This is a genomic window from Rahnella perminowiae (assembly GCF_019049755.1).
GTDB lineage: Bacteria > Pseudomonadota > Gammaproteobacteria > Enterobacterales > Enterobacteriaceae > Rahnella > Rahnella perminowiae.
The window spans coordinates 1-17,658 of sequence record NZ_JAFMOS010000550.1; the positions used below are offsets into that span (position 1 = coordinate 1).

Consider the following 17,658-nt stretch of genomic DNA (forward strand, 5'->3'; position numbering starts at 1 on the left):
TACATCAACAACTCTGACTGGGTTATCCTCGGTGACAAAATCATCCAGCACTTCAGGCAGCAACGTCACCTGATGTCTGCCCTGACCTTTAATGTGATGGGTCATATCTGCACCCGCAATATGTAATTGTATCCTTCTAATTTTAATAAATAAAGTGGGTTTACGCATGGGTTTATCAAGAATGGTTGATCATATTAAGTCACTGCTTAGACCAAAAAGTGATCAGCAGTTTTCACACACCCTGGGTACACAGCAGACAAACACGTGACGCTGAATAAGGTACCTTGGCTAAGATCGTAACCGCGATGTCTTAATTCCTCAATGAGGCCGAGGCCAAAGACTGGTTCTTTAGTTGCGTGATGCAGAATCTGCAAACGGCCGTAAAGCCCTTTGTCTGTCAGGTCAGGAATCTCACAGTGCCACACTCAACAACCACCCCGCGACACCACTACTCACTACGACCAACCACGGCGGCAGCTTCCAGAACATCAGAGCGACCAGTGCCACAAGTGCAAGGCCGAAGTCTTGCGGTGCGTGAATCGCGCTAATCCATACTGGTTGATAGAGAGCTGCCAGCAGCAGGCCAACTACAGCCGCATTAATACCCATCAAAGCCGCTTGTGTATGGGTATTGCGGCGCAAACTTTCCCAGAACGGCAACGCACCTACAATCAGCAGGAAGGACGGCGCGAAAATCGCCAGTAGGCAGATCAGACCACCCAACCAGCCAGAAGGGAACTGGCTCATTGAGGCTCCGAGAAAAGCCGCAAAAGTAAACAAAGGGCCAGGAACAGCCTGGGTAGCGCCGTAGCCTGTCAGAAATGTATCATTGCTGACCCAGCCGGAAGGCACCACTTCAGCTTGCAGCAACGGTAGCACGACATGCCCACCGCCAAAAACCAGTGATCCAGTTCGGTAGAAAGTTTCCACCATTAGCAGAGTCTGATTTGGGAATATCGCTGTTAGCGATGGCAGCCCTGTTAATAGTACAAAAAACAACATGAGCCAGAATAGCGCGACGCGACGCCGTATGGAAATAGGCAACGGGTCATGTGCCGTCACCTGCTGTGGTTTGAACAGCAACAAACCAATGACAGCCGCAATAACGATGCTCCCCACCTGCCCCCAGGCGGACGGAACAAGAAGCGCAAAGCAGGTCGCTGCCGCCATGACAGTGATACGAGGTATATCCGGACAGAGATTGCGAGCCATACCCCCTACAGCTTGCGCGACCACCGCAACGGCCACCACCTTTAATCCGTGCAACACGCCAGTCGGGATCGCATCACCGTAACTGGCTATCCCGAGCGCAAACAGGATTAGCGCAACTGCTGACGGTAGGGTGAAACCGGCCCATGCGGCAAGTGCCCCGGTATAACCAGACCGGGACAACCCGATCGCTATACCGACCTGACTGCTTGCTGGTCCCGGAAGGAACTGGCACAGAGCGACCAAATCTGCATAGCTGCGCTCAGTCAGCCACTGTCGCCGCGTCACAAACTCATCACGGAAGTATCCCAGATGGGCAATCGGGCCGCCGAAGGAGGTCAGGCCTAATCGGAGAAATATCAGAAAGACAGCCCATGGGCTGTGGTCAGTCCTGGCAGTATCGGTCATGCTCGCATCCAGATTTCTGGTTTCGTCGGATTATCATAATCGAATTCTGATAACGAAATATAATAATTGGTCTAAGTCATAACCCCTATACATTAGACTAGCCCCTTGAATATCCAGACACTTTGACTCGCTTAATAAGTGATAGTCTTAATGCTAGTTTTAGACTAGTCATGGAGTTGAGGATGATCGACGTTTTAGGCCCTGAGCGCCGCAGACGACGTACCCCGCAGGAAAAAATGGCTATCGTTCAGCAGAGCTTCGAGCCAGGTATGACTGTGTCGATGGTTGCCCGTCAACACGGTGTTGCTGCAAGTCAGTTGTTCCTCTGGCGTAAGCAATATCAGGACGGCAGTCTTACCGCTGTCACTTCCGGTGAACAGGTTGTTCCCGCGTCGGAACTGGCCGCAGCCATGAAGCAGATCAAAGAGTTTCAGCGTATGTTGGGTAAGAAAACGATGGAAGTTGAGTTACTGCGTGAAGCCGTAGATATCGGCCGGCAAAAAAAGTGGATAGCGCACGTACCCTTGTTACCAGAGGATGGCGAATAAGCTTCGTCAGTCGCTGTTTGCGGGTCTCACGTGCGCAGCTTCATGCGATAACCCACCGCCCGGCTGACTGGCAGGATCGCCGACGCAAGCGTCAGCCCGACGATACGGAAGCACTGAACCGTATCCATGCTGTTATCGGTGAAGTTCCGACCTACGGCTACCGGCGGGTATGGGCGTTGTTGCGCAGACAGTCGGAAAATGAAGGCATCGCAGTTATTAACGCCAAACGAGTCTATCGGATCATGCGTCAGCATGCGTTATTACTTGAGCACAGGCCCGCACTGGCAGTATCAAACCGGGCGCACACGGGCAAGGTAGCGGTAAAAGAAAGTAATCGACGTTGGTGTTCCGACGGGTTCGAGTTCCGTTGCGACAATGGAGAGAAACTGCGGGTTACCTTTGCACTGGACTGCTGCGATCGTGAAGCGCTGCACTGGATGGCGAGTATCGGAGGGTACGACAGCGCGACGGTACAAGATGTGATGCTGGGTGCGGTGGAGCGTCGCTTCGGAAACCGGCTACCGCCGACCCCGGTTGAATGGCTGACAGATAATGGCTCGGCCTATCGGGCTCACGAAACACGCCGGTTCGCAAAGATGGTGGGTCTGGAGCCGAAAACAACAGCAGTGCGCAGCCTGGAAAGTAACGGTATGGCCGAGAGCTTCGTAAAAACGATGAAGCGGGACTACATCAGCATCATGCCAAAACCGGATGGGCTGACAGCAGCGAGGTACCTTGCGGTGGCGTTCGAACACTATAACGAATGGCATCCGCACAGTGCGCTGGGATACCGTTCACCACGTGAATATCTGCGGCGTCGGACCAGTAATGGGTTAAGTGATAAATGGTGTATGGAAATATAGGGGCCAATCCATTTATTGTTTCAATGTAAGCGTCTCATTCAGACCGTCTGTGCAGCGCCCTCCGGTTCCGGGAAAATAGTGTCCATTATTTTTTAGTGGACACTATCGCGTGAAACACCGGACATGGCTCCTTGAGGCACTTCGCCTCCACTTTGAAGAAAAACTGCCGCGCATAGAGGCTGGACGCCAGTTAGGGCAGAGCGGCTGGCGGTTCGAAAAGAGCAGACGGTCCCCATGATGCAGTCGCTGTATGACTGGATACAGTCGCAGATGAAGGTGCTGTCGCGCCACTCGGATACGGCGAAGGCGTTCGCGTACCTGCTGAAACAATGGGATGCGCTGAACCACTACTGCAGCAACGGGTGGGCGGAGATAGACAACAACATCGCGGAGAACGCGCTGCGCGGCGTTGCCCTGGGCCGGAAAAACTGGCTGTTCACCTGTTCAGATACGGGAGGGGAGCGTGCAGCAGTGCTGTACTCGCTGATCTGCACCTGCCGGCTGAATGGTGTGGAGCCGGAGGCGTGGCTGCGCTATGTGCTGGGGCATATCCAGGACTGGCCGGTGAACCGGCTGCGCGATCTGCTGCCGTGGAAAGTCGATCTCACATCGGCTTAAGTGTCAATACGGTCTAAATGAGACGCTTACGTTTCAATGAAAGATTTCAACTGTTATTTGTCTATAACATTTTGCTACGAGAATATAGGAAGAGAGGGATAGTAACGGGTCTTTTTCAAGGAATAGCATCCATTCACGTCAGTCATCCGGTGCGACAACACGGCAGCAATTTACCATCACGTTGGCTTATCACTTTGCTATAACTCACTACCCCTCGCGGGCACGCAGCATTTACCCTGGATTGAGCTTTTACACCGAAAGTGCGCAATTCCTTTAAGGGAGGCTGCAATAGAGCAGAGTCTAGTCACTCATTTTTACTCCTTCGAGATTCAACATTACCCCGTATAAGTGATTAATAAAGGGCTTATCCAGTTCCTGTGGCCAACGGGGTGGATCTGTCTGCAGTAATCCCAGCGTCCGCATCCCTTTATGCTGTTCGGCTTTCCGCTCGCAGTATTCGTCATCGGTGTATCCCATTGTCTCAATGATCACGTTATGCTCCCGGCCGTCTGGCGTTATGGCCTGAATAATAAAATCCGGCAGCACATAGCCTTTCTCTCCCTCGACGTCCACCTCAATATCAAACAGGGGTTTCAGCAGGGTGAGGTCGCCCGCTTTGCCTTTGAGCCATCTGGCCACTTCTGCTATCCCTTCCAGCGTTTGCCGCTCCAGTCCGCTGTCTACTGGTACCGGGCAGGTGCGCCGGAACAGGGCGTGCGCATATCCTTCACTGCATATTACCGAACCCTCAGCCCCGCGCCGAAAGGCCAGGATCACCCAGTAAGGCGGCCTCACGCCTTCCTGCGACTCTCCGTTGATGCTGACACCTTTCTCCGGGGCGAACGTGCGTTCACCGCCGTTCCACGCAAAGGTTACGTGCTCACGGCTGACCAGGTCCGACATGAATATTTGATAAAAAACCCGGGCTTTGCCAGCAGGCCAGTTTGCGTCCGGGCGCTCCAGTGCCAGCATCAGCCTTTCCTGAGCAGCTTCGCCCATCGCTGGCTGAAAGCGCACGATTTCCGAAAGCCGGCGGCCGCGGATAAACTCCTGCGCATCCGCTGAGGCCGCGAGGGCGTCAAGCCAGATTCTGGCCGTCTGGTTAGGCAGCGGGCTGACCGGGCTGAAGGTGTTCAGTCCCGCATCCTCGATGAGCGTCAGGAGGAGGCGCGCAAGGCGGGGACGGCGTTTGCGCCGGGTTCGGTCATCGCCTGCCGTCACCGGCTTGCCCGACGCTTTAATGGTCGTTTCCGACTCGTCGGCGGGTAAAAAATCTCGGTAATTGAGTCGTTTGCTGCCGGTGACTTTCCGGGTTCCTGAACGGGTGGCATCCTCATCGCCTTTAAAGACCCGGAACATCGGACAGGACGGATCATGACTGTGACCAAATCCTGACAGGAACAGCGTCTGGGTTTCAGACATCAGCTTGGCACTGTTGAGCGCGGGCGTGTCGCCGGCTATGCAGCTGCACTGCAGCCAGAGTTCACTCTCACGCATTTCGTGAATAACGTGTTCCGCCAATGCGTGATCCGGCGCACTGCGCACCTGCTTGTGGCCGAAGATATTTTTAACGGCAGTTTCTTCTTCCTCAGTTAACCAGCGTTTCAGGGCACCCCGTGGAGTTTTTTTTCTAATGAGCTTCATGGCCATGTTTATCTCCTGTTCCTGCACAACGGCTTTAAAACACACTTTAGCGATGCGGCGTTTTTGCTGATCACCTCTTTTATCGCATTACGAAGCTAGATAAGAGTTCCAGAGGAGAGGAAAGCCTGTACTGGAATTTTTTGAGGAAAAAAGAACATGCAGTTGAATGATTGTAATTTAACATAATTAACGTTATGCGTAGTAAATTTGTAACGGCTCAATAGTAATATCCGCCTGTAGCTTAATTCAGATGTCCGCGTTATGGTAAGCCTCACGGATCCGTTTAAACTACCGGGAGACATATCATGAGCGCAGAAAGCTCAGGAGTGTTTACTTTGAAAGAGATCAACCGGATTAAAATTATTCAGGACGTCATCGAACGCTGCATGACGACTCGCCGCGCTGCTGAACACCTCGGTATCAGCGACAGACAATGCCGCCATCTTCTTGTTCGTTATCGTGCAGGCGGACCGCTTAGCATGGTCAGTCGACGATGTGGGATGCGCGGTAACCGTCAATTATTGCCTGGACTGGCAGATCAGGCTCTGGAACTGATTAAGACGCGTTACGCTGATTTCGGGCCCACTTTGGCGCGTGAAAAGCTCGAAGAGCTCCACGCCTGACTCTCGGTAAAGAAACTGTAAGGCGTATCATGGTCCGGGCTGGCTTATGGATCCCCCGTAAAACTTCCTTACGCCACTTACGACCGCCTGTCAGAAATCGATCAGGGCGCGATTGTGCCTTGGCCGAACCCTGGAGTTCATCAGTCTGGTGCAGAGTAACCGAGATAACACCCGTTCTCAGTCAGTTCCCTCTGGCGACGGCCCTTCCCGACGACGCCCCAGACAGGAAGGAAAGAAATCACAGCGTTCACTGGATAATGATGACATGCTGGAAGCGTTCAGGCAGCGTCAGACACGTTCAGAGGAAATTTTTGGTAAAAGAGCTCGCTGAAAGTATTACTCACTGCTGGACGGTCTCTGCCTCACCAACTGATATCGTCCGGCCAGTCCCACGCTGTATTATTCATCTCATTCAGCATTTTTATGTCCTGCTTTTCACGGGCATATTTACCCCATAAAGAATCAAAGGAACGGAGAACACTGACTAACTGATTTTTCCTTTGCCCTGGTGACAAGGTAATAAAATAGCAGCACCTGCTATCAATATTATCCTCAATGAAATTAAAATCAGAATCTGAAGCATAGTATGACATCATCCGGAATTATCGAATTTAATTCTTTCAGAGCCATTTCCAGAAGATATTCAAAGGCATACATGACAGATAACATATTTTTATTTGTCTGGATGTAACCCATTCACCATACAGTTTATATATATCATGATGTTCGTACTGATACTGATCAACCAGACGGCAACCCTCCCGGGCTTTACGAATATCATAAGCCAGAGACCGTCTTTAACCTTGATTAGAGGCCTCTCATCCACAGTGAAATGAATTAACTGGTGTAGTTCATCCAGAGCCCCTGCGTCGCCCCACAGTACAAAGCCTGCATTGTTTGGTGTTAACTCGTATCGAAGCATGACGTCAATCATCCTGTTGTTTCAGTCTGAAGAAAGTCTACCAGCAAAGAGAAAGTGAGATCAAAGCGGACATTTGAATCGAACCGGGTAACACACGGGCTGAAGCCAAAAAACAAATGCAACTGCGCAGCCTATGGGGTGATAACTCGTTGGGATAAATCGAGCCTTGCGAAGACCGTGCCTTGCAACCCAGAGAAACACATTAATAACTATGCAATACCAGACACCTGAAAAATCTTTTTATTTTCAGTTCTTTTGCGGCCTTGTAACGACGTTATGAGAATTTAGAACGAGTGGGGCAAGCTGTGGTTCAGTCGGCGTCACTTTCCTGCTTTTCTTCGAGCGCACGGTGCAAGGCGAGAAGAATGTCGGCATCCTCCGGAAGAGAATTGAATTTTCCCGATTGAGAGCGATACATTCGGCAGGACAGACTTGGAGGACCATCATCAGCATCGATGATGTCGATACCTTGGATGCGGATCGTCGGCGAGCCCGGAAAACGCGCCTGTTCTGCCTCGTCTGGTAGTGAAATCTCCGTCAGAATGACGCTGCTGATCGGTATACCGAATTCAAGGAGTATTCGATACAACTGAGCGAGTGCATCTTGATGTGATGGGCAGTCTTCGGTGTAAAGTAATTCGATATTCAGGTTTCTCATAAATTAACTTTTGCGCTAGTCGGAAAACGTCCATTTAAAACGTCCATTTAATGGTGCACCCCTCTGGTTTCGTTTCCGAAAGCTGAACACTTGTTCCAGCTAGAAGGTGATCTATTGCGTTTCGTATCCAGTTTGCCTTTAGAGACGGATTTCGATGATCGGCATCGGGGGCGCCGTGATATGCGATAAACCCCAACTTATCGACCACGAAAACGTCTGGGGTTCTACGAGCTCCCCACTCCTTAGCGACTTGCTGCCCGTGGTCCATGAGATAGGGCCCAACAATATCTCCGCTTGCCGAACGCTCGCGGCATTTGTCCAGCGAATCTGCGGGAGACAAAGAGGGATCGTTGGAATTTATATGAATTGTTCGGATCATGGATCCATAGTCACGAACGATATCCTTGATGCGGGCGTTCCATGAAAGCGCCCATGGACAACCGTTTGCCGTCCATACGACTAATGTCGGGCAATCGCGATTCGCAGCGAAGTGAACGCGTTCACCCAAGACCGATGTCAACGTGAACTGTGGTGCAATGTCCCCGGTTTTTAAAGCCATACGCATGCCCACCGGCTCTCGATGGTGCGGAACCGGTTCAAGTCGTGATATCAATCCCGCCTCATTTAACTCGAAATTCATATCGAGCGCTATCAAACTCGGGAGCGATCCACCCGGTTCTGTCGAGAATTTGGCTCGAGCTTTGATTTCTCTCGCGGAAGACGCCGGTAACAGCCGCCACGTCACTGAGTCAAGCAATAAATGCGCGGGCATTTTAGCGACACGCTCCAAAACTGCATTGACACCATTGACGCATTCCCCGGCAAAAGTCATTACTACATCGCTTGCGAGCAATGAGCGGCGCAGCTGATCTGCGGCCGGACCGCGCGCACCAAGATTTTGTAGCCACGTTCTAATTACTTTTGGCAATGCTATATCGAAATCCATATTATCCCTTTACTCTTGTTTGCTGCCTACGAACCCCATCGGCTGCTGACATCCGTTGCGTCCGACCAAGCTTTGTGGGCGCTGTCCTCGCAAACGGTGCCCTTGAAAAAAGCCTTTTTTTCTTGCGCATTCGTAAAGACGAATTCTCTGCATCGAAGCTGGTCACGCTCGAAAGTTTGAAGAACCGCGACCGTGCCACTGTGCTCCCGGGCGAAAGGCCAGCGAGAGGGGGATGACCAGGATACCGATTCTCCAACTGAAAGAGTATTCACTGCTGCGGTGACGGACTCTCGTTCTCGACCGTACGCAAGAGTGCGAAAGCTATCAACGGCTAAGCTGCCAAAAAAAACTGGGACTAACAGGACGACAATGGGAACCAAGGCCCGAAAACGCGTCCTTCGCAGCGCAGAATGGATGAACAAAAAGGCGTTCCCCTGGTGATAACTATCGCAACCCGAACCTCCACCTCCTCGAAAATTGTGAGGAGTGGCCATCCATGATATGATGACCACTAAAGCATAAGAGCCTATGTAAATCAACATGTATGTGAAAACGAATATCGATCTCCTGAAAATCATTGGGCACGCAGCCCGGGCAGCGGTGAGGACTTCTGACGCGCCTTTACGGGAACTGGGTTTTACGATGAGTCAACTTCCCGTCCTCATACATCTGAGCGAGTCGGGCCAAAATTCACAGGCTGAGCTTGTTGCTGTGTTAGGGGTTGAGCAACCCAGCGTTTCGCAGTTACTGAATCGCATGGAACGGGACGGTTTGATAGATCGGGTTCCTGATCCGGCTGATGGTCGCGTCCGGCTGGTTCGACTAACAAGCTTGGCAAGACTACAGCTTCCGAAGGGACGATTTGTGCTAGACGATGTAGCTAAGCAGGCGTCCAAGGGCTTGGGAGAAGACGAAAAGAGGCAATTAGTCTCTCTTCTATCTCGGGTGAGTTACAATCTGGGATCACCATTTCCAGGATCGTGAGGTCGAGAGGGATAGCGTTCCTCTCGTTATGCCCTGACGGCCTCATCGACCCTTGTATGGGCCGGCAAGGAGTGTTTGAGGTTTGAAGGCCAAAGTCGGTTACATCGTTATATCCGGCCCAATGATGGGGCATTGCCCTGGCCTTGATGGAATGTGCCGGTGAGTTCCTCATCTGCACATCGGGTTCTTGTGCATGGGTCGACAACAACGCCGGCTCACGACATCTCATAAAAATGAGCAACCGCTTGAAACTATCTGAGCTGCGGTTTTTGCATATACATATAAACGGCACCTGTCGGAGAGCGAACGACTAAACGGACTCAGAGCAAACGGGTAGTCCATGTCAAGCCATAGTGTTTCTGGCACGGCGGTCGGAGGACCGCCGATAAGCCTGTCATTTTAGCTGCGCGGCAACTGCATCACGGCCAGCACGGGCACAGGCTTCGTCCTGAGCGCCAATAATTTTACCGGCAGAACCGCTCACGCCAATCGCACCCACGACTGTGCTTCCGACATGCAAGGGCACCGCCCCACCATCAAGTAGCATGGCGAGCGTGACTCGCTTGAGGACGCTTTTGTCTTTTTGCGCTAGGTCGTTCACTTCCGAGGACGGCTTGTCAAAGGCGAGCGCGGCCTCCGCCTTGCGCATGGCTACGAAGCCATGACTGCCATCAGTCCCATCGGCGTTGAGCAGCACTCTGGCCTTCCCTGCGGAATCGATCACGGCGACGCCGACCCGATAGCCTGCATCCCGACATACATTGAGCGCAGCTTCGGCTGCGGTTATTGCCACTGCCAGTGAGGGACCACGCGCTGTGCTCTCGGGTGGGCGGTTCGGCCCCATATTGAATCCCGCCGGAACGTCCCTCGGTGTCGCGTGGAAAGTTCCATCTGGATCAATGCCGCCAAAGGGGGGCAGCACGTCGCCCGGGAGCGCTCTTGCCCCTGAGGGGGTGTCCTTGAATGCCGTCTCGCCCATTGCCGTCCCCGCCCAAATGGATACTGTCCCCAAGCTGGCTCCAAGCAGCCAAACTATTATCCGCCGCGATATCTTCATTTATTTCATACCTCTAAAGTGAACGCACTACATACGATGGTTGGAGACACCGAGGATAGCACCTGCCCCTAACGCTTTTAAAAAAATACGCTCCATAAACTGGAAATAGGCATGGCAAGGAGGAGTGCCGGGAGCATATTCGCCACAGGGAATATTTTAATGCCGCAAATTCTAAAGCCGGTTGCGAACATTAATACACCACCGATGGCCGAGAAATCCGCCTGCATAGCTGGAGTGGTCAATGGCAGAATAAATACTGCGCCATATGCTAACAACAACTGGATAATTAACTGTGGAACGGCCACTATCGCTACTGCATATCCGAGCATGGTGGCGAAAATTGCCGCCGTGAACAGATCCAGGAACGATTTAGCGATAAGTACACTGGCATCACCGGTCATGCCTTCATGCATGGAACCGAAAATGCCGGTACCGCTGGCGCAGAATAGAACAATAATTGCGACATAACTTTGCAAAAATTGCTCCTGAGTCGCCTGGTCGCCCACATCAGATTTTACCAATAACTCAACAAGATTACGCGCTTTGCTGCCGAGTTTTCCGATACCCTTTTCCAGATAACACAGTTCGCCGAGTAGGGCGCCAAGAATGACCGATAACACCATCACCGGCATATGGCTGACTTTCACTACCAGAACTACGCCCATACACATGGAGGCTACCCCGAAAATCAGTGGCATAGAGGTACGCAAACGCTCAGGTAAACGCGTGCTGAGTAACGCCCCGACAATACCGCCAATCCCAACAATGACGCGCGGTTTCTGCAGCTCCTGAGATACTGCCTCCTTATTTTTTGTTAAAACCTGGGATAAATCGATTCACGTCCACCTCGAGGAATTCGCTGCGTTTGAAGTTCGCTTTCAGCTTATAAGGCACTGTGCAGTCAAAAATGGTTTTGCAGGCAATACCATGGTCACGTACCGACGGACTGAAGGCCGGATCCGATGACGGGTCGAGCGGATGGCAGCGCACACCGGGAATAAAGATGGTGTCGACGTCGCCCTGGTAGCGTGTCGTCATTGCCCAGATAACATCGTTAAGGTCGAAAATATCAACATCTTCATCCACCAACATCACGTGTTTCAGCTCGGAAAATGCGGAGAATGCGAGCAGTGCGGCCTGGCGTTGACGGCCTTCATCAGCCGGAGTCTGTTTTTTAACCTGCAACACGGCCAGGTATTTACCGGTACCGGGGGATGGACAATGGACGTTCTGTACAAAGCCTGGCAACGCACGTCCCACCAATTGCAAAATGCTGGCTTCAGTCGGAATACCGGCCATGTTGGTGTGCTCGTCGCTCGGCCCAATACAGGTTTGTAGGATCGGGTGACGGCGATGGGTAATCGCTTTAACCTTGATAACCGGAACTTCTGCCTGGGCAGCGCCGGTGTAGCCTGGGAACTCAGGCATCGCTTTACCGGTATTGGTGTTCTGGTCTTCGCGCACGCGGTAGTTCGGTACTAGTTCACCTTCGATAACCACTTCTGCGTTGGCGATAGCCAGGGCATCAACGGTCAAACATTTACTTAGCTCTACGGCCTGGTTACGTAAGCTCCCTGCAACAGAGAGTTCGTCAAAGCCTAACGGAGTGGTAGGTGGTTCAAAACAGGCACCGATTTCAATCGCTGGGTCAACGCCGATACTGATGGAGATAGGCAGCGGTTTGCCGGCGGCTTCTGCTTTCTGACGGAAGACGTCGAGATGGCGACCCGGTACAAAGTACATAGAGATTTCGTCTTTGCTCTGTACGCACAGACGGTGAATGGTGACGTCCTGTTCGCCGGTTTCAGGATCGGCGGCGTAGCACATGCCGAGAGTGAAATACGGGCCGGCATCTTCAGGCGTGTTGGTCGGCGCAGGAAGAATTTTAAGAATATCGAAATCCGGGTCGGTGGCCAGATGGACCACTTCTTGAGATACCGCTTTTTCGCGTGGAATAACGATTGGCGCAATCGGATTCGTCACGGAATCTTTTAGCATAAATGCTAGATTTTCAGGCGTTGTTCCGAAGAGACGCGCTACGCGTTTACGAGAAGACAGCAGGCCAATCAATACCCGCATGTCGTTATAGCCTTTGATCTTATTGAAGATCATCGCCGGACCAATTTGGGTCGGGCGTTTGACAGTGCCGTGGGCGCCGACGTAACGATATACACCGGATAACTCCGCGATGGGGTTAACGGATTCATCGGTATAGATCAATTCGTCATCGTACTGACTTAACAGTTCCAGTGCGGAACGCAGATCCGTCACTTTGATTTGTTTTTCAGACATGCTTTTGCCCCTCAGATTCGTGTAATCGGCGATACGGCGGTATAATTCGCACCCGCATCCTGGCGACAACGGAGAACATCCAGTGAAACTATGCTGAGCCCCCCGTTGCTGCCCTGCTAGTTTCAGAAGAATCCTCATAAGAGTCCAATAATGATACACTGCACTTTGATAAGAGATTATTATCAGGACATGTATCGGATAGCCTATGGATTATCGTCAATTAAACTCATTTGTAGTGCTGGCGGAAGAACTGCATTTTGGTAAAGCGGCACTGCGGCTCAATATCACCCAACCCGCGTTAAGCCAACACGTCAAGGCACTTGAGAAGGCTTTGCAAATCCCCTTGTTTACTCGCGACAGGCGTCATGTTGCGCTGACCTATGAGGGTCAGCAATTGGTGGAGGAGGCGCGCATTGCCATCAACCATCGCGATAAATTCCTTGAAGGCGCACGTGCGTTAAGACAGGGTTTTAAGGGACAATTGAAACTCGGCTATGTAGGCTCCTCTATTTTGGACCCGGCCCTGACATTGTTAATTAATGGTTACTGCAAGACAAAACCCGATATTGACATCGTTATAGAAGAACATAATGTTCACGACCAACTTACACTTCTACTAAATAATCAACTTGATATCGCACTCGTACGTTCACCGGTTCCGTACTATCCTGAGTTGGACTATCTCGATATTGCCTGCCGGCCACTGATTGCCGTGCTGCCAGGCAATCACCCGCTAGGCTGCGGACAAAAAATCTCTCTAGCCGCCTTGTCGGACTGCCCCTTCCTTATCCAAAAAGATCCGCCCGGCGTCGGGCTCGGATGGTCAGTGATCAATGCCTGCCAGCAGGCGGGATTTGTGCCGCGAAAAATTCAGTTTACGCGCGATGTGTCGGTTGCCATCGGACTGGTATCAATGGGCATGGGCGTGACATTGGTGCCTGAAACTCAGAGTTCGTTGATGATACCTGATGTAACTTACTGTTTTCTGAGCGAATCCAATGTTACCACTACGCTTACCTTTAGTTGGCAGAAACACTCGAAAAATAAAGCATTAATCGATTTTATCAGATTGGTGATGAAGTTCTGCCGTAAGACAGGGGTTTCGATCTAATCGGGTCAGTGCAAAGGAATGTGGGCCTCGCCGGGGTGCAACCTCAACGTGGCTTTGTTAATGGAATGGTCGCCTCCTACATCTTGTGCCACAGTGGGACGATAAATCGTCACTACTTGAGCGGAGCGGCCATCATGAACGTTAAGACTATCGGCATCGATTTGGCAAAAGAGGTTTTCCAGGTCCACGGAATTGACGAACACGGCAAGCGGTTGTTCAACAAGCAACTCAAACGAGCAAAAATGCTTTCCTTTTTTGCCAACATCCCTCCCTGTTTGATCGGCATGGAAGCCTGTGCTTCTGCCCACTTTTGGGCCGGCAAACTCATGTCGATGGGCCATAACGTCAAGCTGATGGCCCCTCAGTTCGTCAAGCCGTATGTCAAAACCAATAAGCATGATGCTGCAGACGCAGAGGCTATTTGCGAAGCCGTCACACGACCCAATATGCGGTTCGTGCCGGTCAAGACCCCTGAGCAGCAAGCCGTATTGGCACTTCACCGGAGTCGTCAGAGTTTCATTAAGCAACGGACCGCTCAGGCGAATCAAATTCGGGGGCTATTGGCTGAATTTGGCATCGTCGTGCCCCGGGGGATCCAGCAGCTACAGCGACAGTTACCTGAGCTCCTGGAAGATGCTGATAACTCGTTGCCACCTCTGTTCCGTGTACAGCTGAGTCTGTTACAGCACCATATGGCATATCTGTTCGATGTTATCGCTACGCTCGACAAGCAGATTGAGCAGTGCTACCGCCAAAATGCGCTATGCCAGCGTATCAGCAAGATCCCAGGCATTGGCCCTATTACCGCCACCGCACTAATTGCAACTATCGGCAACGCCAGCAATTTCGAAAATAGCCGACAGTTGGCTGCCTGGTTAGGACTGGTTCCACGCCAGCATTCAAGTGGTGGCAAACAAGTCTTGCTCGGGATAAGCAAACGAGGCGATATTTATTTACGAACCTTACTCATTCACGGTGCTAGGGCTGTATTGCAGTCGGTCAAACGTAAACAGGATGCTGTATCGGGATGGGCCAGTCGACTACTGGCACGTCGGAATAACAACATTGCCTCGGTAGCATTGGCTAATAAGAATGCGCGGATTGTGTGGGCACTATTGGCAAAAGATCAGGAGTACTATGCACCAGTGATGAACGTTTAAGTATCTGAGTCAGTAAGACGGAAATAACACCACCGATTGTTCAGGCAAGCATGAAGTGATGGCAGGACAGGTCAGACCGTGATGGGGAAAACCCGGTTTATTCAAGGCTCCAGAAAGAGCGCTTTGTTGATAGAGGCCTCCATCAGCGTATTCCATCAGGGACAGAGGTGTTTCACATCACCTCGGCAAAGTCCGGATCTATGGCTGCAATTGACGACCTGCAAATCCACCACAACATATTTAGCTTGGCAAACAGGAGGCGATCATCTATGAATAAATCGAACTTTTGGCCGTAGTCAGGATCAGATCACCACACTCCTGATCCAGCAGCGACATCACGTGGCAAAACAAAAGTTCAAAATCACCAACTGGGCTACCTACAACAAGGCGCTCATCAATCGGGGCTCACTGACATTCTGGCTTGATGAGTCGGCCATTCAGGCCTGGTATGACGAGCCCAACACGTCTTCACGTGGTCGTCCTCAATGTTATTCTGAGCTCGCTATTTCTACCGTACTGATGCTCAAACGCGTTTTTCGCCTCACGCCGCGCAGGGATTTATTGACTCCATTTTTACCCTGATGAAGCTCCCGCTCAGGTGCCCGGATTACTCCTGCGTCAGCAGGCGGGCTAAGTCCGTCAACATCCCGTTTAAAACCCCCACGCGCGGCGAAATTGCCGATCTGGTTATCGACTCAACCGGCTTAAAAGTCTTCGGTGAAGAGGAGTGGAAGGTGAAAAAACACGGTCAGGAAAAGCGCCGCGTCTGGCGGAAACAAAAATCAAGGCGCTTATCCCGCCGCGAACCCGGGGGGGTACTGGGCGGCGGAGTATGCGGACAGAAATCAGGCGGTGGCCAGGCAGAGGCTTACTGGGAGCAATGCTTACTGGAAATGGAACACGGCTTATAACCGGCGGTCGGTGGCGAAACGGCGATGTACCGGGTTAAACAACTGTTCGGTGGGCACCTGACGCTGCGTGACTACGATGCGCAGGTTGGTGAGGCTATGGTCATGATCCGTGCCTTAAACAAAATGACGCGTGCAGAGATGCCAGAAAGTGTGCGGATTGCCTGAGGAAGTCTGATCCTACCCACGTAATGTGGACACAGCTCTAAGCGAGGTTCTGGTTTTCAAATTGTTCCGGGCTGAGACCGCCGCACGCACTGTAGCGACGCCAACGATTGTAGTCACACTCGATATAATTAAACACCGTCGTCCGCATTATTTCCCTGCTGCCAAAGCGTTCTCCCTGGATACATTCCACCTTCAGCGAATGAAAGAAGCTTTCCACGCAGGCATTGTCATAACAGCAGCCTTTCGCGCTCATGCTCCCGCGTAGATTATGGCGTTTCAGCAAGGTCTGATAATCCGATGAACAGTACTGCCCACCACGACCCGGGTGAACAATGACATTTTCCGGACGCTTACGCCGCCAGAGCGCCATTTGCAGTGCATCGCAGGCAAGTTGTGCCGTCATACGCGGCGACATCGACCAGCCAATAACTGCACGAGACCACAGGTCAATCACCACCGCCCGATACAGCCAGCCTTCATCTGTACGCAAGTAGGTGATATCACCTGCCCACTTCTCGTTTGGGCCACTGGCGTAAAAAATCCTGTTTCAGCAGATTCTCTGACACAGGCAAGCCGTGCTCACGGTAACTGACCGGACTGAACTTACGGGTCGCCTTCGCCCGCAGCCCCTGACGGCGCAGGCTGGCAGCAATGGTTTTGATGTTGTATTCCGGCAGTTCGTCAGCAAGACGAGGCGCACCATAACGCTGTTTTGCCTCAGTGAATGCCTTACCAACAGCCTCATCGCAGATGAGACGGAACTGCTGGCGTGGACCAGGCTGATGGCGACGCTGGCACCAGACATACCAGCCGCTACGGGCAACCCGAAGCGCACGGCACATGGCTTTGACGCTGAACTCAGCCCGATGTTTTTCGATAAAGACATACTTCATTTCAGGCGCTTCGCGAAGTATGTCGCGGCCTTTTGGAGAATGGTCAGCTCCTCTGTCTGCTCCGCAAGTTGCCGCTTAAGGCGGGCAATTTCAACAGACATTTCCTGCTCACGTTCGGAAGAGGAAGAGGCATTCTTTAGCTTGCTGCGCCAGGCATAAAGCTGTGATTCATAAAGACTGAGTTCACGGGCTGCGGCAACGCCAATACGTTCCGCGAGTTTCAGGGCTTCCTGGCGGAATTGAGGTGTGTGTTGCTTACGGGGCTTTTTGCTGGTTAATACTGGTTTTGTCATGAGTCACCTCTTACTTGAGAGTTTACTCACTTAGTCGCGTGTCCACTATTCGCGGGTAGGATCATACTGGGTCAAATTGTATTAACAGGGGCAGCGAGAAAAGGGAAAATCTCATCAATCACGATCCGGACTCTGGTATTCAAATGGATAAGGATCATTTACCACTGCTGGAAGAGCGAAAATCGCCCTTACTGATGCCGTAAAAAGCTTGTCAAATGTCTCAGGGCGTGATGACCCTACCTCAAAATCCTGCTCCATTCAGAAACAGAATTCCGGCATGATAAACACTCCCCCTGAACGGAGGTGGTGCCGATGAAAAATTACGAAATTTATGCCCAGTTAAACATATATAA

The 17,658-nt window shown here is 51.7% G+C and carries 12 protein-coding genes and 6 pseudogenes; 9 read left to right on the forward strand and 9 right to left on the reverse strand.

The window, feature by feature from the left end:
• Positions 1–411: 411 nt before the first annotated feature.
• Positions 412–1,617 carry a chromate efflux transporter gene (gene chrA / locus J1785_RS13650; protein WP_217137454.1) on the reverse strand — a complete coding sequence of 402 codons (1,206 nt, stop codon included), beginning with the start codon at positions 1,615–1,617 and terminating at the stop codon, positions 412–414.
• Between the two features lie 182 nt (positions 1,618–1,799).
• Between chrA and J1785_RS13655 the strand changes: the two genes are divergently transcribed.
• From J1785_RS13655 to J1785_RS13665, 3 genes and pseudogenes are all read left to right on the forward strand, one after another.
• Positions 1,800–3,028, forward strand: a protein-coding gene (locus tag J1785_RS13655) for an IS3 family transposase (protein WP_217219570.1) whose coding sequence is annotated in 2 segments (ribosomal slippage) — positions 1,800–2,115 and positions 2,115–3,028 — 1,230 coding nt in all. Because the reading frame shifts where the segments join, the coding sequence is not laid out codon by codon here.
• Between the two features lie 109 nt (positions 3,029–3,137).
• Positions 3,138–3,224, forward strand: a pseudogene (locus J1785_RS13660) (IS66-like element accessory protein TnpA); the annotation flags it as partial.
• Between the two features lie 2 nt (positions 3,225–3,226).
• A pseudogene (locus J1785_RS13665) lies at positions 3,227–3,646 on the forward strand (IS66 family transposase); the annotation flags it as partial.
• 300 nt (positions 3,647–3,946) lie between these two features.
• Here the strand turns inward: J1785_RS13665 and J1785_RS13670 are convergent.
• Positions 3,947–5,296 (reverse strand): hypothetical protein, encoded by a 1,350-nt coding sequence (locus J1785_RS13670; protein ID WP_217137456.1) that lies wholly within the window; start codon positions 5,294–5,296, stop codon positions 3,947–3,949.
• A 299-nt stretch (positions 5,297–5,595) separates the two neighbouring features.
• On the opposite strand from J1785_RS13670, the pseudogene J1785_RS13675 reads away from it, so the two are divergent.
• A pseudogene (locus tag J1785_RS13675) lies at positions 5,596–6,244 on the forward strand (helix-turn-helix domain-containing protein).
• A gap of 342 nt (positions 6,245–6,586) precedes the next feature.
• Here the strand turns inward: J1785_RS13675 and J1785_RS27060 are convergent.
• The 3 genes from J1785_RS27060 to J1785_RS13685 all read right to left on the reverse strand — a co-directional run bounded on the left by J1785_RS27060 (position 6,587) and on the right by J1785_RS13685 (position 8,439).
• Positions 6,587–6,847, reverse strand: a complete 261-nt coding sequence (locus J1785_RS27060) for a DUF6904 family protein (protein WP_373689696.1) — start codon at positions 6,845–6,847, stop codon at positions 6,587–6,589.
• Positions 6,848–7,145: 298 nt separating this feature from the next.
• Entirely contained in the window at positions 7,146–7,493 is a 348-nt protein-coding gene (locus tag J1785_RS13680) for a DUF2703 domain-containing protein (RefSeq protein ID WP_217137457.1), read from the reverse strand.
• A gap of 34 nt (positions 7,494–7,527) precedes the next feature.
• Entirely contained in the window at positions 7,528–8,439 is a 912-nt protein-coding gene (locus J1785_RS13685; protein WP_217137458.1) for a redoxin domain-containing protein, read from the reverse strand.
• A 540-nt stretch (positions 8,440–8,979) separates the two neighbouring features.
• Here J1785_RS13685 and J1785_RS27065 point away from each other — a divergent pair.
• Positions 8,980–9,423: a MarR family winged helix-turn-helix transcriptional regulator gene (locus J1785_RS27065; RefSeq protein WP_227969115.1), complete on the forward strand. Its 444-nt coding sequence runs from the start codon at positions 8,980–8,982 to the stop codon at positions 9,421–9,423.
• 394 nt (positions 9,424–9,817) lie between these two features.
• On the opposite strand, the gene J1785_RS13695 is transcribed toward J1785_RS27065, so the two are convergent.
• The 3 genes from J1785_RS13695 to J1785_RS13705 all read right to left on the reverse strand — a co-directional run bounded on the left by J1785_RS13695 (position 9,818) and on the right by J1785_RS13705 (position 12,772).
• The gene (locus J1785_RS13695) at positions 9,818–10,402 is read right to left on the reverse strand and encodes a GlcG/HbpS family heme-binding protein (RefSeq protein ID WP_217137460.1); all 585 of its coding nucleotides are present in this window, start codon (positions 10,400–10,402) and stop codon (positions 9,818–9,820) included.
• 155 nt (positions 10,403–10,557) lie between these two features.
• Entirely contained in the window at positions 10,558–11,265 is a 708-nt protein-coding gene (locus J1785_RS13700; protein ID WP_217137485.1) for a DUF554 domain-containing protein, read from the reverse strand.
• A gap of 19 nt (positions 11,266–11,284) precedes the next feature.
• A complete protein-coding gene (locus J1785_RS13705) occupies positions 11,285–12,772 on the reverse strand; it encodes a UbiD family decarboxylase (RefSeq protein ID WP_217137461.1) in 1,488 nt (495 codons plus the stop codon).
• A gap of 205 nt (positions 12,773–12,977) precedes the next feature.
• On the opposite strand from J1785_RS13705, the gene J1785_RS13710 reads away from it, so the two are divergent.
• The 3 genes and pseudogenes from J1785_RS13710 (at position 12,978) to J1785_RS13720 (ending at position 16,119) form a co-directional block, all read left to right on the forward strand.
• A complete protein-coding gene (locus J1785_RS13710; protein WP_217137462.1) occupies positions 12,978–13,883 on the forward strand; it encodes a LysR substrate-binding domain-containing protein in 906 nt (301 codons plus the stop codon).
• A 134-nt stretch (positions 13,884–14,017) separates the two neighbouring features.
• A complete protein-coding gene (locus J1785_RS13715; RefSeq protein ID WP_217137463.1) occupies positions 14,018–15,043 on the forward strand; it encodes an IS110 family RNA-guided transposase in 1,026 nt (341 codons plus the stop codon).
• A 339-nt stretch (positions 15,044–15,382) separates the two neighbouring features.
• Positions 15,383–16,119: pseudogene (locus tag J1785_RS13720) on the forward strand (IS5 family transposase).
• Between the two features lie 37 nt (positions 16,120–16,156).
• On the opposite strand, the pseudogene J1785_RS13725 reads toward J1785_RS13720, so the two are convergent.
• Positions 16,157–17,305: pseudogene (locus J1785_RS13725) on the reverse strand (IS3 family transposase).
• Between the two features lie 61 nt (positions 17,306–17,366).
• Here J1785_RS13725 and J1785_RS27070 point away from each other — a divergent pair.
• Positions 17,367–17,500, forward strand: a pseudogene (locus J1785_RS27070) (IS110 family transposase); the annotation flags it as partial.
• Between the last annotated feature and the right edge of the window lie 158 nt (positions 17,501–17,658).

Coding starts and splice junctions, on each gene's coding strand:
- chrA (WP_217137454.1), bottom strand. CDS start 1,617: ATGACCGATACTGCCAGGACTGACCACAGCCCATGGGCTGTCTTTCTG.
- J1785_RS13670 (WP_217137456.1), bottom strand. CDS start 5,296: ATGGCCATGAAGCTCATTAGAAAAAAAACTCCACGGGGTGCCCTGAAA.
- J1785_RS27060 (WP_373689696.1), bottom strand. CDS start 6,847: ATGATTGACGTCATGCTTCGATACGAGTTAACACCAAACAATGCAGGC.
- J1785_RS13680 (WP_217137457.1), bottom strand. CDS start 7,493: ATGAGAAACCTGAATATCGAATTACTTTACACCGAAGACTGCCCATCA.
- J1785_RS13685 (WP_217137458.1), bottom strand. CDS start 8,439: ATGGATTTCGATATAGCATTGCCAAAAGTAATTAGAACGTGGCTACAA.
- J1785_RS27065 (WP_227969115.1), top strand. CDS start 8,980: ATGTATGTGAAAACGAATATCGATCTCCTGAAAATCATTGGGCACGCA.
- J1785_RS13695 (WP_217137460.1), bottom strand. CDS start 10,402: ATGGGCGAGACGGCATTCAAGGACACCCCCTCAGGGGCAAGAGCGCTC.
- J1785_RS13705 (WP_217137461.1), bottom strand. CDS start 12,772: ATGTCTGAAAAACAAATCAAAGTGACGGATCTGCGTTCCGCACTGGAA.
- J1785_RS13710 (WP_217137462.1), top strand. CDS start 12,978: ATGGATTATCGTCAATTAAACTCATTTGTAGTGCTGGCGGAAGAACTG.
- J1785_RS13715 (WP_217137463.1), top strand. CDS start 14,018: ATGAACGTTAAGACTATCGGCATCGATTTGGCAAAAGAGGTTTTCCAG.